General features: G+C 56.5%; 13 protein-coding genes. 5 read left to right on the forward strand and 8 right to left on the reverse strand.

Features of this window, described 5'->3' with window-relative positions:
• Positions 1 to 2: 2 nt before the first annotated feature.
• The 4 genes from ubiE to udp all read right to left on the reverse strand — a co-directional run bounded on the left by ubiE (position 3) and on the right by udp (position 4,544).
• A complete protein-coding gene (ubiE, locus tag HFD95_RS15755) occupies positions 3 to 761 on the reverse strand; it encodes a bifunctional demethylmenaquinone methyltransferase/2-methoxy-6-polyprenyl-1,4-benzoquinol methylase UbiE (RefSeq protein WP_008926452.1) in 759 nt (252 codons plus the stop codon).
• 75 nt (positions 762 to 836) lie between these two features.
• The gene (gene rmuC / locus HFD95_RS15760) at positions 837 to 2,336 is read right to left on the reverse strand and encodes a DNA recombination protein RmuC (RefSeq protein WP_167430479.1); all 1,500 of its coding nucleotides are present in this window, start codon (positions 2,334 to 2,336) and stop codon (positions 837 to 839) included.
• A gap of 85 nt (positions 2,337 to 2,421) precedes the next feature.
• Entirely contained in the window at positions 2,422 to 3,690 is a 1,269-nt protein-coding gene (locus HFD95_RS15765; protein WP_061901871.1) for a tetratricopeptide repeat protein, read from the reverse strand.
• Between the two features lie 92 nt (positions 3,691 to 3,782).
• Positions 3,783 to 4,544 (reverse strand): uridine phosphorylase, encoded by a 762-nt coding sequence (udp, locus tag HFD95_RS15770; protein WP_010257266.1) that lies wholly within the window; start codon positions 4,542 to 4,544, stop codon positions 3,783 to 3,785.
• Between the two features lie 303 nt (positions 4,545 to 4,847).
• Between udp and HFD95_RS15775 the strand changes: the two genes are divergently transcribed.
• Positions 4,848 to 5,681: a dienelactone hydrolase family protein gene (locus HFD95_RS15775; protein ID WP_010671680.1), complete on the forward strand. Its 834-nt coding sequence runs from the start codon at positions 4,848 to 4,850 to the stop codon at positions 5,679 to 5,681.
• A 56-nt stretch (positions 5,682 to 5,737) separates the two neighbouring features.
• Here the strand turns inward: HFD95_RS15775 and metE are convergent, their stop codons facing one another.
• Positions 5,738 to 8,008, reverse strand: a complete 2,271-nt coding sequence (metE, locus tag HFD95_RS15780) for a 5-methyltetrahydropteroyltriglutamate--homocysteine S-methyltransferase (protein WP_167430480.1) — start codon at positions 8,006 to 8,008, stop codon at positions 5,738 to 5,740.
• A 144-nt stretch (positions 8,009 to 8,152) separates the two neighbouring features.
• On the opposite strand from metE, the gene metR reads away from it, so the two are divergent.
• Entirely contained in the window at positions 8,153 to 9,079 is a 927-nt protein-coding gene (metR, locus tag HFD95_RS15785; protein WP_003854400.1) for an HTH-type transcriptional regulator MetR, read from the forward strand.
• 83 nt (positions 9,080 to 9,162) lie between these two features.
• On the forward strand, positions 9,163 to 9,642 hold the full coding sequence (locus tag HFD95_RS15790) for a DUF1456 family protein (protein ID WP_010257278.1): 480 nt from the start codon (positions 9,163 to 9,165) through the stop codon (positions 9,640 to 9,642).
• 511 nt (positions 9,643 to 10,153) lie between these two features.
• Here the strand turns inward: HFD95_RS15790 and HFD95_RS15795 are convergent.
• On the reverse strand, positions 10,154 to 11,017 hold the full coding sequence (locus HFD95_RS15795) for a carboxylate/amino acid/amine transporter (RefSeq protein ID WP_033759474.1): 864 nt from the start codon (positions 11,015 to 11,017) through the stop codon (positions 10,154 to 10,156).
• Between the two features lie 373 nt (positions 11,018 to 11,390).
• Between HFD95_RS15795 and glpT the strand changes: the two genes are divergently transcribed.
• On the forward strand, positions 11,391 to 12,731 hold the full coding sequence (gene glpT, locus HFD95_RS15800; RefSeq protein WP_010257284.1) for a glycerol-3-phosphate transporter: 1,341 nt from the start codon (positions 11,391 to 11,393) through the stop codon (positions 12,729 to 12,731).
• A gap of 49 nt (positions 12,732 to 12,780) precedes the next feature.
• Here the strand turns inward: glpT and yigL are convergent, their stop codons facing one another.
• Positions 12,781 to 13,581 (reverse strand): sugar/pyridoxal phosphate phosphatase YigL, encoded by an 801-nt coding sequence (gene yigL, locus HFD95_RS15805; protein WP_010257286.1) that lies wholly within the window; start codon positions 13,579 to 13,581, stop codon positions 12,781 to 12,783.
• Positions 13,582 to 13,633: 52 nt separating this feature from the next.
• Complete coding sequence (gene pldB / locus HFD95_RS15810) at positions 13,634 to 14,626, reverse strand: lysophospholipase L2 (RefSeq protein WP_010257288.1); 993 nt, start codon at positions 14,624 to 14,626, stop codon at positions 13,634 to 13,636.
• A gap of 112 nt (positions 14,627 to 14,738) precedes the next feature.
• Here pldB and rhtB point away from each other — a divergent pair, with 112 nt between their 5' ends.
• Positions 14,739 to 15,362 carry a homoserine/homoserine lactone efflux protein gene (rhtB, locus tag HFD95_RS15815; RefSeq protein ID WP_010257290.1) on the forward strand — a complete coding sequence of 208 codons (624 nt, stop codon included), beginning with the start codon at positions 14,739 to 14,741 and terminating at the stop codon, positions 15,360 to 15,362.
• The last annotated feature ends 22 nt before the right edge of the window (positions 15,363 to 15,384 follow it).

Below are 15,384 nucleotides of genomic sequence, written 5' to 3' on the forward strand. Positions count from 1 at the left end.
ACTCAGAACTTAAATCCACGATGCAGCGCCACAATGCCGCCGGTCATATTGGAGTAAGTGGTATTTTCAAAACCAACATCGTTCATCATCGCTTTCAGGGTCTCCTGATCGGGATGCATGCGGATCGATTCGGCCAGATAGCGATAGCTCTCTGCATCCTGCGCCACCAGCTGTCCGATACGCGGCAGAATATGGAACGAGTAGGCGTCATACGCTTTGCTCAGCGGATCCAGAACGGGTTTAGAGAACTCCAGCACCAGCAGGCGTCCGCCCGGCTTGAGTACCCGGAACATAGAGGCCAGCGCCTTCTCTTTTTCCGTAACGTTACGCAGGCCAAAAGAGATGGTAATGCAGTCGAAATAGTTATCGGGGAAAGGCAGGGCTTCGGCGTTGGCCTGTACGTAACTCACGTTGCCGACCACGCCCTGATTGCGCAGCTTTTCGCGGCCCATCTTCAGCATGGAACTGTTGATATCGGCCAGTACAACCTGACCCGTTTCGCCCACCAGGCGAGAAAATTTAGCCGTCAGATCGCCGGTACCACCCGCCAGATCCAACACGCGCTGACCGCGACGTACGCCGCTGCTGTCAATGGTAAAACGCTTCCAGATACGATGGACGCCAAAAGACATCAAATCGTTCATCAGGTCATATTTTGCCGCTACGGAGTGAAACACGTCCGCGACTTTGTCAGCTTTTTCGCTTTTGGCGACCGTCTGAAAGCCAAAATGGGTAGTTTCCTGCTGTGATTCATCTGCCATCGGTTTTACCTGCTCCACAAACAATACTTCCCGAAGTGTATCAGAGTCACGGAAGTCAGGCACGCTGCGCCCATACTATTCGTGGAGGCGCCTCACATGCATCTCACTCTCATCCGCATCACTGTCATCATCTGCGTCATCAGCCGCCCGATTTTCCGGCATGGCTCGTTCGGCCAGCTGAGGATTAATTGGCCGTTTGATCTCCACGCCAAGCGCACGAAATCCTTCAGTCTGCGCAATCAGGTTGCCGCGCCCTTCTGACAGCTTTTTCATCGCCTCGCGATAGCTGTTCTGTGCTTTATCCAGGCTGTGACCAATGCCGCTCATGTCATCGACAAACAGCCGCATCTTGTCATAGAGCCGCGTTGCCCGATCGGCAATACTCTGCGCATTGCGACTCTGATGCTCATAGCGCCACAGATTATTAATGGTACGCAACGCCACCAGCAGCGTGGTAGGGCTGACCAGCATGATGTTCTGCTGCAGCGCCTCACCAATCAGCTCAGGCTGGCGGTCAATGGCCAGCAAAAAGGCGGGCTCCACCGGGATAAACATCAGCACATAATCCAGCGATCGTAACCCGGGCAATTGTTGATAATCTTTTCGTCCCAGCAGGCGGATGTGCGCCCGCATGGCAGCGACATGTTCCTGAATAGCCTGCTCTCGTTCGATCTCATCATCCGCATTGAAGTAGCGCTCATAGGCCACCAGCGTCATTTTGGCGTCCACTACCACATCTTTGCCCTGCGGCAGGCGCACAATCACATCCGGCTGCATCCTGCCCTGCTGTTCTGACTGAATGCTCACCTGGGTTTCATATTCGTAGCCTTCACGCAGTCCGGAAGCTTCCAGTACCCGGCTCAGCACCACTTCACCCCAGTTACCCTGGATTTTATTATCGCCCTTCAGCGCTTTGGTCAGGTTAAGCGCCTCCTGCGCCATCTGCGCATTCAGCTGCTGTAACTGCCGGATTTCATGGGTCAGGGTATGTCGCTCACGCGCTTCTGCGCCAAAGCTTTCATGAACCTGACGACGGAAGCCATCAAGCTGTTCACGCAACGGACCAATCAGCCCGTCCAGACTTTGCCGGTTCTGTTCATCGACGCGACGGCCGCTGTTTTCGAAAATACGGTTGGCGAGGTTTTCAAACTGGGCGCTAAGGCGTTGTTCGCTGTTGGTCAGCAGGCGCTGTTTCTCTTCTGCGGCGAAACGGGTCTCTTCAAGGCGAATGGTCACCTCGCGCAGCTCCGCTTCCTGTGCGCTGTTGACCTCCAGCTGATTGCGCAGTTCACGATTAAGCTGCTCACTTTCATTACGCCAGTAATCAAGCTGTTGCAGCCGCTCATTGGCGCCGCTCAGCGCGCCGTGCAGCTGACGAAGCTCCTGCTCACGCTGCTGCGTCTGCTGCTGAAGCTGTTCGATCTGCTGCTGCTGACGCTGTTGCGCCTCTTCCTGCAGACGGCGCTCGGTCTGGAAACTGGCGACCTGATGGCCGGCACGTAACTGTGCCAGCATCCAGCCAATCCCTAACCCGGCAAGCGCCAGACAGGCGCTGATAATGATGTGCTGATCCATGATTTCCCCCGCGACTCAGGCTGCTGAGGGAAAGGTAGAGTCGCACTGTATGAATGTCCAGATAATTTTAGCAGGATTCAGCGCCTTACAGCGCCGCCACCGTGAGCTTGCCAGCCTGCCACTCATCAATCAGGAAAAACGGCATGGGCAATAGCCATTCACCCTTTTTAACCTGCGCCAGATAGTGCCAGGTTGTCCCGCCCGAGGTAATCGCGACGCGCTGTCTGCTTCCCTCAGCGGCGCTGGATTTGCCGGTCATACTGGCAAAACCGGCATTGCTGCCCACATGGAAATGCGGCGTCTGCCAGCGCACGGGGGCATGGTCAGGCCACGGCTGGGCCTGATGAAAATGAAACAACTCATCGTGGCTCAGGAGGCTTTCACGCACCGTCGGCCACAACGCCACCTTGAGGAAATATTGATCGGTGAAGCGCTGGCTGCCCTGATACTGCGCAATGAAATCGCGCATCGCCTGTTCCACATCCCGGAAGACGCCGTGACAGCCGCCCCACATCCCTGCCAGCAGCAGCTCAGTATGGGAGAAGTAGTCACGCATATGGTGGAACCAGTAAGGCGACGCCAGCCAGGCGTTTACCGCTGCCGCTTCGCGCTCCGAGAGCAGCGAGTCGGCATCACGCACGATAAAACGCTTCACGCCCGGATCGTCCATTACCAGGAAACGCCACAGGGTCGGAAACAGCGTTTTCTCGTGGGACATATCGATCAGCTGGACGTGCGGCTGGTCAAGGCGCTGCCAGACATGCTGCGGCACGCTGTCATCGAGATAGATGCGGCAAACCCAGCCGGGATAGAGTTCAGGCGCCACTTCAACGTTTTTGATTAAGGTTTCACAGTAGCGCGGCTGATCGCCATAGAGGCAGAAAGCGATGACATTCTGGTGCGGATGAGTGAGATCGACAGGCTCCGGTTGCGGAGCGGGAAACGCGGCGCGCTGCCCCTGACTGAAACGCGCATCAGAGCGCATCAGCGAGGCCAGCCCATGACGCGCCACCTCGTCCTTTTTATCCAGCCAGCCACACACTTCGGTCAGGCCATCCAGCCAGGTTTCAGAGGCGGTAGCCTGTACAGCGGGCGGTGACTGATAAATCTTCTGGTAGATTTTGTACGATTTATTGTACTGACCCAGACGCAGCAGGCAGAGCGCGTAGTCGCTCAGCACCTGCATCTGATTGGGCATCGTGCGCAATACCTCTTCACAGCATTGAGCGGCCAGCGCATAGTCGCCCTGTTGCATGGCGGCACGGAAACGTTCGGCACTGCGTTCCAGCATGGCTTTGAGTGCGGCCGGATTAGCACCAGGGGCAGGACGTCGGACGGGAATAGTATTGCGCATAAAAACTCTCAGGTTTCACTGATATTACGCGCCGTTAACTACCGGCAGCAGGTTTTGAGTCTGGACAAAAAACCTGCTGCCAGACGCGGTCGTTATAGTAAGCGACGCGCCGCTTCGACCACAATCTTCACTGCGTCACTTTCTGTCTGTTTCATGGTGACCGCATCCGGGATCTCTTTCTGAGTGCGGTTCACAATCACGCCCGCCACCATGCCGGCTCGCAGACCCTGGCTGGCGCACATGGTTAACAGTGTAGCGGATTCCATCTCATAGTTGAGAACGCCCATCTCCTGCCACTCTTTCATCGATCCCCTGAAGCGACTGACTACGCGGCCCGAGACGGTGTCGTAGCGCTCCTGACCCGGATAGAAGGTGTCAGAAGAGGCGGTGATGCCGATATGCGTTTTCGCGCCACAGGCTTCTGCGGCGGCAACCAGCGCGGTGGTGCAGGCGAAATCAGCCACTGCCGGAAACTCCATCGGCGCAAAATGCAGGCTGGCCCCGTCCAGGCGAACGGATGCGGTGGTCACCAGCACATCGCCGACATTGATATGCGGCTGGATAGCGCCCGTGGTACCGACACGCAGGAAGGTACGTACGCCAAGCTGTGCCAGCTCTTCGACCGCAATCGAGGTCGACGGACCGCCAATGCCGGTTGAGCAGACCACGACCGGCTTACCATCAATTTTTGCCAGCCAGGAGGTAAATTCACGGTGTGAGGCGAGATGCGTGGCATCTTCCATCAGTCCGGCAATTTTCTTCACGCGCTCCGGATCGCCCGGCACAATCGCCAGGGTGGCGCCCTGCAGATCGGCTTTGGTCAGGCCAAGATGGAAAACGTCAGACTGTGTCATTTTCAGACTCCTGTTAAGGGAAGGTAGCGCGCCACTCTACGCCAGCACGCCCAATAAATATGTGACAACATTCACTTAAGAAAATGAAAGTTACATTTCCCGAAAGATAAATTGTGACAGCAATCACACAATAGCATCTTCCGGGTGCGGATAGCTCTCAGTGGGGCTGTGTCAGGGTCAGCGCAATGTTAAAGAGGAGGATGATTTTATTCGCTGCTGATTCTGTGACCCGACACCTGGCGCATACGCTTTCCGGCCAGGCTATAGTTACGTGATTGCGCAAATGCTTGCACGGAGAGAATAATGAAACCCAGTGATAATATGGCACAAAAACCGGCGACGGGCGGCTTTGCCCCTGCCGTGCAGCCCACCGCCTCCACCACCATCATTACCGACAGCCCGGCGATTCACGCGGGTGAAACCTCAGTGCCCAGCCAGGGCGAAAATATGCCGGCATTCTTTGCAAAACCCCAGTCAGCGGAAGGCCCGTGGCCAGTCGTACTGGTCGTGCAGGAGATCTTTGGTGTGCATGAACACATCCGGGATATCTGCCGCCGCCTGGCGCTGGAAGGCTATCTGGCGATTGCGCCTGAGCTCTATTTCCGCGAGGGCGATCCCGCTGAGTATAATGATATCCCGACGCTGTTCAGCGAGCTGGTCAGCAAAGTGCCTGACAGCCAGGTGCTGGCCGATCTCGATCATGCCGCCAACTGGGCCGCACGCAACGGCGGCGATATTCGTCGCATGGGCATCACCGGTTTTTGCTGGGGTGGCCGAATCAGCTGGCTCTATGCCGCGCATAACCCGCAACTGCGCGCCGCCGTGGCGTGGTATGGACGACTGACCGGTGAGCGCACGCTGAAGCAGCAGAAGCATCCTATTGATATTGCGGTCGATCTGAATGCGCCAGTATTAGGTTTGTATGGCGGCCAGGATGAGGGTATCCCGCTGGAGAGCGTCGAGCAGATGCGTCAGGCACTGCATGCCGCCAATGCGACCGCAGAGATCATCGTCTATCCCGAAGCGGGTCATGCCTTTAATGCTGACTATCGTGCAAGCTACCATGCTGAATCTGCCAATGATGGCTGGCAGCGGATGCTGGCCTGGTTCAGGCAGTATGGTGTTGCATCGCAGTAAATGAAAAAGGGGCGCTTATGCGCCCTTGGTTTTTTCGCCCCACCAGACCCGATTCCCTACGCCGTTTCTCCACGCAATTTCTTCGCTGCCGTCACCATATTCGCCAGCGCCTGACGCGTTTCCGTCCAGCCACGTGTTTTCAAACCGCAGTCCGGGTTCACCCACAGACGCGCTTCCGGAATACGTTTCGCCGCCTTAAGCAACAGTGCTTCTATCCACTCCACGCTGGGGACGTTAGGCGAATGGATGTCGTAGACGCCGGGGCCGATTTCATTCGGGTAGTCGAAGTTTTCAAACGCCTCCAGCAGGTCCATGTCAGATCGCGAGGTTTCGATGGTGATCACATCGGCATCCAGCGCCGCGATAGCGTCCATAATGTCGTTAAATTCGCAGTAACACATATGGGTGTGAATCTGGGTTTCATCCCGCGCCATCGCCGCATTCAGTCGGAAGGCCTCCACCGCCCAGTTCAGGTAGGCGGCCCATTCAGACTGGTGCAGTGGCAGACCTTCACGCAGCGCAGGCTCATCAATCTGGATAATCCCGATGCCCGCCTTCTCCAGGTCTTCGACTTCATCACGCAGCGCCAGCGCGATCTGTTTCGCGATGGTTTCGCGTGACACATCTTCACGCGGGAATGACCAGCAGAGGATGGTTACCGGACCGGTCAGCATCCCTTTTACCGGCTTGTTGGTCAGCGACTGGGCATATCTGGCCCACTCAACGGTGATCGCCTCCGGACGACTGACATCGCCAATAATGACAGGCGGTTTCACACAGCGTGAACCGTAGCTCTGAACCCAGCCATTCTGTGTGAAGACAAACCCCTCCAGATGTTCGCCGAAGTACTCAACCATGTCGTTACGTTCCGCTTCACCGTGAACCAGCACATCCAGCCCCAGCCGCTCCTGTTCGAGAATCGCCTGCTTAATGTGCTCCGCGATGCCGGTGCGGTAATGGTTGCTGTCGAGCCGGCCCTGTTTAAAGTCGAGGCGCAGGCCGCGAATTTCAGTGGTCTGCGGAAAAGAGCCGATGGTGGTGGTAGGCCAGGCTGGCAGATTAAAACGCTGACGCTGCAGGACAGCCCGCACCGGATAAGCGCTCTGGCGTTCACTGTGCTGTGAGGTAATGGCCTGCAGACGCTGGCCCACCGCCGCATTATGCACGCGGCGGGAGTGAGCGCGGGCGTGTACCGGTGCGCTCCAGGCTTCCAGCGCCGTCGCATCGTTGTTGTTGAGTGCCTGACTCAGCAGCGAGAGCTCGGCACATTTCTGCAGCGCAAAGGCGAACCAGCTTTTGACTTCATCATCCACACGGGTCTCGACGCTCAGGTCGATAGGGCTATGCAGCAGCGAGCAGGAGGAGCCGATCCACACCTGTTCACGCGCTCTTGTCAGCGGTTGCAAGCGGCTGAACCAGCGGCTCAGATCGGCGCGCCAGACGTTGCGTCCGTTGATCACGCCGAGCGACAGCAGCCAGCTGGCGGGCAGTTGCTGATTCAGTTGTTGAATATCATCACTGCCATGGACCAGATCGACATGCAGCCCCTGCACCGGCAGCGAACGAATCACATCAATGTTCTGGCCGATGCTGTCAAAATAGGTGGTCAGCAGCAGTTTGCTGTGACCCTGCAGTGCGTCATACGCCGGCTGGAAGGCTTCGCGCCACGTCTGCGGCAGCTCCAGTGCCAGAGCAGGTTCATCAATCTGTACCCATTCGATGCCGCGCTTAGCCAGTTCCGCCAGCACCTGCTGATAGACCGGCAGAATTCCCTCCAGCAGCGACAGACGTTCAAACGGCTCACCCTTCACTTTACCCAGCCACAGATACGTCACCGGCCCCAGCAGCACTGGCTTGATGTTGTGTCCCTGCGCCAGTGCCTCATCCACCTCATCCAGCAGTTGGGTCCAGGTCAGTTTAAACGTCTGACCCTGGGTAAATTCTGGCACCATGTAGTGATAGTTGGTGTTAAACCATTTGGTCATTTCTGCCGCCGCCGCAGGCTCGCCGGTCGGCGCACGACCGCGTCCCAGGCGGAACAGGGTGTCGAGGTCTACGGTGCCGGCTTTGTTCTGATGACGCGCGGGCACGTTGCCCAGCATCAGGCTGGTGGTCAGCACATGGTCATACCAGGCGAAATCGCCGACCGGCAGCAGATCGACACCCGCCTCTTTCTGTTGTTGCCAGTGTCGCGCACGCAGCTCACGGCCCGTCGCCAGTAACGCCTGCTGCGTGCTGTCGCCAGCCCAGTAACTCTCCAGCGCTTTTTTCAGTTCACGGCGCAGGCCAATACGGGGAAAGCCCAGGGTATGGTTCAGGATAGTCATGTGCTGTTCTCCAGATAATCTTTCACTTTGGCTGAAATGGGCAGCCAAAGATGTTTAGCCGTCCAGATGTTTACACTGCTATACTCTGCGGGTACTGTATATTGCTCAAGCGCAATATGTTCATTTTCGATGTGAAGGACTCTCATGATCGAACTCAAGCACCTGCGGACGCTTCAGGCTCTGCGCAATACGGGCTCGCTGGCGGCGGCGGCGGCCCAGCTTCATCAGACGCAATCGGCGTTGTCTCATCAGTTCAGCGATCTGGAGCAGCGGCTGGGATTCCGCCTGTTCGTGCGTAAAAGTCAGCCGCTGCGCTTTACGCCGCAGGGCGATATTCTGCTGCAGCTGGCAGAGCAGGTGCTGCCGCAGATTCAGCAGGCATTGCAGGCCTGCCATGAGCCACATCAGACCACGCTGCGGGTGGCAATAGAGTGCCATAGCTGCATTCAGTGGCTGACCCCCGCGCTGGATAAATTCCGTCAGAGCTGGCCGCAGGTGGTGATGGATTTCAAATCGGGCGTGACCTTTGATCCTCAACCCGCCCTGCAACAGGGTGAGCTGGATGTGGTGCTGACCTCCGATATCCTGGCGCGCTCGGGTCTGTTCTACTCCCCGATGTTTGATTATGAAGTGCGGCTGGTGCTGGCAACGGATCACCCGCTGGCGCAGGTTGAGCAGATTTCGCCGGAAGATCTAGCCGATGAGGTGTTGATGATCTATCCGGTGCAGCGTCAGCGTCTGGATATCTGGCGTCACTTCCTGCAGCCCGCAGGCGTCAGTCCGGCACTGAAAAGTGTGGATAATACCCTGCTGATGATTCAGATGGTCTCGGCACGTATGGGGATTGCCGCGCTGCCGCACTGGGTGGTGGAGAGTTTTGAGAAGCAGGGTCTGGTGGTCACCCGCACGCTGGGCGATGGCCTGTGGAGCCGTCTTTATGCGGCCGTGCGCGAAGGGGAGCAACGTCAGCCGGTGCTGGAAGCGTTTATCCGCTTTGCCCGTCAGCACGCCTGTGAGCATCTGCCTTTTGTGCGCGACGCCGCGCTGCCCGGTGCGGTGTTGCAGCGATAATCTGGCGGGCACAAACCTGCGCGAAGGCGGGCAAAATCCCCTATAATGCGCAGCCTGTCGACTGACCACGAGAAGATTTCACCATGACTAACAATGATATTCTGCGCAGCGTGCGCTATATGCTCAACCTGAGCGATGCCAAAATGGTGGAGATTTTTGCGCTGGCGCAATGTGACGTGCCGCTGGCGGATATTCAGGCGTGGCTGAAAAAAGATGACGATGCTGCGTTCCGTCCCTGCCCCGATGTGCTGATGGGTTATTTCCTGAATGGCCTGATCTTCTACCGTCGCGGCAAAAGTGAAGATGCGCCCGCGCCGTCGATTGAGCGCAAGATGACCAATAACATCTTCATGAGAAAGCTGCGTATCGCTTTTGATCTGAAAACCACCGACATTCCTGATGTACTGAAACGCGTGAATTTTACCGTTTCACAGGCTGAGATTGGTGCGATTTTCCGCAAACCTGATCATAAGAACTATCGCGAATGCGGCGATCAGATTCTGCGTAACTTCTTGAAAGGGCTGGCGATGATTCAGCGTCCTAAGAGTGAAAAGCCTGCTTAACGTCTGTGGCTGATCGCTTCGGGTACCTGCGTGGTCAGAAGTGGCGCATCTGATCGCAAAGAAAGCCTGCATCCATGCAGCACGGCCTCGCCATCCCTGGCTCGGACGCTTTGCTCCTCAGTTGCGCCACCTCTTCCCTTAAGCTTCTTCATGGCTTTTTAATTAGCAACACCAGGCCAGCCCTGGGGAGTGAAAGCGGGTCATCGGTGGAGCGTTCGTCGCAGGGGGAAAAAGCGCCGGGCGCGTTTCTGAACCATCCTGTAAGATTCCTTCACGATCGCACACGCCAACTCCATTGCGAATGCTCTACGTTTCAGCGCGCCATCCCCTCCTTCATATTCGCTCTGAGCCCCTGGTTCTACTGCGATGATGCTGTTAAGTCTCCAGGGCTGGCGCGTCTGAAGAGCGAAGCGTCCGGGCCAGGGATGGCCCGGCCGATCCACAGGGATGTGAGATTCCTTCGCGATCGGACGCGCCAGCCCGGGAGGCCGCACCCCTGTTGCAGCCCTGTTTATGATCGGTCACCGCGCCCCACCACCCAGCGCTTATGCACCCACAGCGAGGCGAGGATCACCATTGCGCCCGCAATAAAGCTTGGCCAGTGCGGTTTCTCCTGCCAGATAGCCAGATTCACCAGCAGCCCGGCAGGAACGTGCATGTTATTCATAATGCCCAGCGTGCCGGCATCGACCTGGGTCGCACCATAATTCCACATAAAATAGCCGAGACCGGAAGCCGCAATGCCCAGCCAGACCAGAATGCCCCACTGCAATGAGGTGGTCGGCAACTTCTGTGGATTGCCCCAGGCACACCAGGCGATCACCGCAATCAACACCGCACCCAGATAGAACCAGGAGAAGGCGGTGTGCTGCGGCATCGGGCGGGTCTCCTGCAGACGCTTATAGCCCACCATTCCCGCCGCAAAGCAGATATTTGCCAGTTGCACTAACAGCAGACCAAACCAGAAATGATCGCTGACTTTGTCATAGCGAATAATGGCCGCACCTGCCACAGCCAGCAGTGCACTGAAGATATAACCCATGCGCAGTGGACGACGGCTGATCAGATCGTAAATCAGCGTCACATAAAGCGGCGTCATCACCGTAAACAGCAGGAATTCCGACACGCTAAGATAGAGATAGGCTTCGAAACTCAGCAGATACATCACGCCCAGCTGCAGCATCCCGACCAGCATGTAAAGCAACAGCGTTGAAGGGCGATGACCACGCCAGCGCAGGAAAGGTAAAAATACCAGCGCAGCCAGCGCCAGTCGCATCAGTACAGAGAACCAGCTGTCCACCTGCCCGGCAAGGTATTCGCCAATCAGACTGAACGAAAAGGCCCACAGAATGGTGGTAATAATCAATAAAAACACGGTGACGACCCCGAAATTAACAGGCCGTCAGTGTAAACAATGTGCTGCCATCAGGCTGTGAAATCTGGTTGACATCTGATTACAAACCAGGCGATCAGAATAGCCATCGGAAAGGGCTTTCGCTTCCTGACATAACTGTCTGCATAAAGATCTTTCAGCCAGATAAAATGCGCGAAATGATCCATCGCATGATCACTTCCGCTCCAGAATGTAATAAAAGTGTAACAAATGTGTCATTCATCACAGTAACGTTGCGCAACTAACACTATTCTTTGCGCGAAATGGAACATTCTGCGTCCATTTTCTTCTGCTCTTTTCCTGCCCCAACCTGCTGGGAATTAAAAACCATAATGTGCCCTGGAGGGCCTCACTGATGCTGAGCATTTTTAAACCTGCACCACGTCAGCCGCAGGTGGCGGAGGATCACGTTGATCCGCTCTACCGTCGTCTGCGCTGGCAAATTTTCATCGGGATCTTCTTTGGTTACGCCGCCTACTATCTGGTCAGAAAAAACTTCGCACTCGCCATGCCCTACCTGGTAGAGCAGGGTTTTTCACGTGGCGATCTCGGTTTTGCCTTATCCGGCATATCCATCGCCTACGGCTTTTCAAAATTCATCATGGGATCGGTCTCTGACCGCTCAAACCCGCGCGTCTTCTTACCGGCAGGCCTGATTCTGGCTGCGACAGTGATGCTGATCATGGGATTCGTTCCCTGGGCCACCTCCAGCATTATGGTGATGTTCGTGCTGCTGTTTATCTGCGGCTGGTTCCAGGGCATGGGCTGGCCACCTTGTGGACGTACCATGGTTCACTGGTGGTCGCAGAAAGAGCGCGGCAGGATCGTTTCGGTCTGGAACTGCGCCCATAATGTCGGCGGCGGTATTCCGCCTCTGCTGTTCCTGCTCGGTATGGCGTGGTTCAACGACTGGAAAGCGGCACTCTATATGCCGGCGTTTGGCGCCATCGCCATTGCGATTCTGGCCTTTGCGCTGATGCGTGATACGCCGCAATCCTGTGGTCTGCCACCGATTGAAGAGTACAAAAACGACTATCCGCCCGACTATGATGCCAGCCACGAAGAGGAGCTGACGGCTAAACAGATCTTCATGAAATATGTGCTGCCGAACAAGCTGCTGTGGTACATCGCGCTGGCCAACGTGTTTGTTTATCTGCTGCGCTACGGCATTCTCGACTGGTCGCCGACCTATCTCAGAGAAGTAAAACACTTCACGCTGGATAAATCGTCGTGGGCTTACTTCCTGTATGAGTATGCGGGGATCCCCGGAACGCTGCTGTGCGGCTGGATGTCGGACAAAGTGTTCCGCGGTAATCGCGGTGCGACCGGGGTGTTCTTTATGACGCTGGTAACCATCGCGACCGTGATCTACTGGCTTAACCCGGCGGGCAATCCTGGCGTCGATATGGCCTGTATGATTGTGATTGGCTTCCTGATCTACGGTCCGGTGATGCTGATTGGTCTGCACGCGCTGGAGCTGGCCCCGAAAAAAGCGGCGGGGACAGCGGCGGGCTTCACCGGCCTGTTCGGCTATCTGGGTGGATCGGTGGCGGCCAGCGCCATTGTCGGTTACACCGTCGATTACTTCGGCTGGGACGGCGGCTTCATGGTGATGATTGCTGGCTGTGTGCTGGCGGTTATCCTGCTGTTACTGACCATGGTCAGCGAACACAAACACAAAAAGACCCCTGCCTGACGGCAATAAAAAAGGGCCGGATATCCGGCCCTTTTTTTGCGCTGACGGCTTAAGCAAGATAGAGCGTGCGCAGCGTCTGCGGCACGGCATCATCGGCATTTGAACCGATCACATCCAGCTCCGGCAGCGTATCTTTCAACCGCTGATGGGCGTTCTGCATGATAAAGCCCTTACCCGCCATGCTCAGCATCTCCACATCGTTCATGCCGTCGCCAAAGGCGATACAGCTTTCCAGTGAATGGCCCAGCGTTTTCGCGACCGCTTCCAGCGCATGCCCTTTCGACACGCCGCCCGCCATCACTTCCAGACAGGTAGGCAGTGAGAAACTGACGTTAACCCGATCGCCCCAGCGCGCTTCAATCGCCTGTTCCATCGGGATCAGATGCTCGGGATTTTCGCAGGTGAAAAAGACCTTGCTGATATTATCGGTTGGCAGCAGACCCGGCTCATAGACCTGATAGTTGAACACCGACTCGCGGAAATAGTCCTGCTCAGCCGGGCTTGAGCGGCTGACAAACCACTCATCGTCGCGGTAAACGTGGGTCAGGATATCGCTGTGATGATATTGCAGGCCAAACAGATCGCTGGCGATATCCTCATCCAGATTATGACTGAACACCAGTTCGCCCTCTGCGTTGTGCACGCGCGCGCCGTTTGAGGTGATCATATAGGCCGGAATCGCCAGGCTGTCGCGCATCTGTCCGACATCGATATGATGACGGCCGGTGGCGAATATAAAGTGAATATCTTTCGCGACCAGCTGCTGCAGCGTTTCACGCGCAAAAGGGGTCAGACGATGTTCGGGAGAAAGCAGCGTGCCATCCAGATCGGATGCAACGATGTGATACATGAAAACCTCGGGTATCTGGTTCTGCCGGCCTTAACCGGTCGGATAAATAACGTCAGTGGTGCGAGGAAAAGAAGTCGACCACTGCATTGAGTGCTTCGGCGCGCATCTCATCCTTTTCAAACAGGATCTCATGACGCGCACCGTCGATCACCCGTGGCTTATTGCCCTCACACGGATGACCCGCCGCCGCCATCGCGGCACAAAAAAGGTCCTGCGAACGATTGTCGACCACCCGATCATCGCTGGCCTGTAACAGTAACAGTGGCGTGGTGATTTTATCGACCTGACTGATGATGTTGCGACCTGCATGGATGCCTTCACGTACCCAATGGTAGGTTGGCCCGCCAACGCGAATCGCCGGATCGTCCGCATAAAAGCGCAGATTTCGCCGGTAACGCTCGGTGCTGTGCGTCAGCCGGTTAATGCCAAACGGATGCGCACGCCAGCGGCCGGTGCCGAGCGCATAGCCATCGCGCATGGCCGGACGCTTCTCCGCCCAGTCCAGGATCCGATGGGCCAGAAAAGAGGGCAACGGTAAAGCAATGCCAAACATCGGCGCCACCAGCGCGACCGCATGAAACGCCTGCGGCTGACGCGCCAGAAACAGCGTTAAGATTGCGCCGCCCATGGAGTGAGCCAGCGCATAGCGCTGCTGGTAGTGACCGCTGATAATCTCTTTCAGATAGAGCGTTTCAAGGTCGTCGACATAATGGGTAAATTCCGCCACGTGACCGCGGTGTGAATCTTCCAGCAGGCGATCGGAACGCCCCTGGCCGCGATGGTCAAGGATCACCACATCAAATCCGCAGTGAAACAGATCGTACGCCAGCTCAGGATATTTTATGTAACTCTCGATGCGTCCCGGCACAATCAGGATCACACGCTTGTGTTGCGGTGATGTGAAGCGGACGTAGCGCAGCGTCAGATTACCCACGCCGGTAAACTCAAGCTCTTCGCGGCTGTGCCAGAAATCGAGCAGTGGCCCGGTAGCGAAGGCAGCAAAGGCTTTTTCTCGTCGCAGCCAGCTGGCTTTGTGTTGATTCATTCGCCCTCCTGATGACCGGATACAGAGTCCTGAATGCCATGCGCAGGCCGTAGCGCCGCGCTTATTTCTGGCGTATTGTGTCACAATTCCGCTACTAAAGAGAGCCTGACCCATGACCATCGAATGGTGGCTGACCTATCTGCTTACCACTACAATTCTCAGCCTGTCGCCCGGTTCCGGCGCAATCAACACCATGAGTACCGGTATCAGCCACGGCTATCGCGGCACGGTGGCCTCTATCTCCGGTTTGCAGGTCGGCCTGGCGCTGCATATCGTGCTGGTCGGCATCGGTCTGGGCGCGCTGTTTTCTCAGTCGCTGCTGGCGTTTGAGATTCTGAAATGGGCCGGTGCGGCCTATCTGGTCTGGCTGGGTATTCAGCAGTGGCGCTCAGCGGGTGGCATTGATCTGGATGCAGTCGCCAGAGCGATGCCGCGTCGTCGCCTGTTCAAACGCGCCGTGCTGGTTAACCTGACCAACCCGAAAAGTATCGTCTTTCTCGCCGCCCTGTTCCCGCAATTTATTCAGCCGCATCAGCCGCTATTTATGCAGTATCTGGTGCTCGGCGTCACCACCGTTGTGGTCGATATCATCGTGATGATTGGCTACGCCACGCTGGCAACGCGGATTGCGGGCTGGATTAAGGGACCAAAACAGATGAAGTTAATGAACCGCATTTTTGGCGGGCTGTTTATGGCGGTAGGCGCACTGCTGGCCAGCGCCAGAAAAATCGCTTAACGTCTTTCGCGCCGAATTCGGC

It is taken from the genome of Pantoea sp. EKM10T, from assembly GCF_011800685.1.
Lineage (GTDB): Bacteria > Pseudomonadota > Gammaproteobacteria > Enterobacterales > Enterobacteriaceae > Pantoea > Pantoea agglomerans.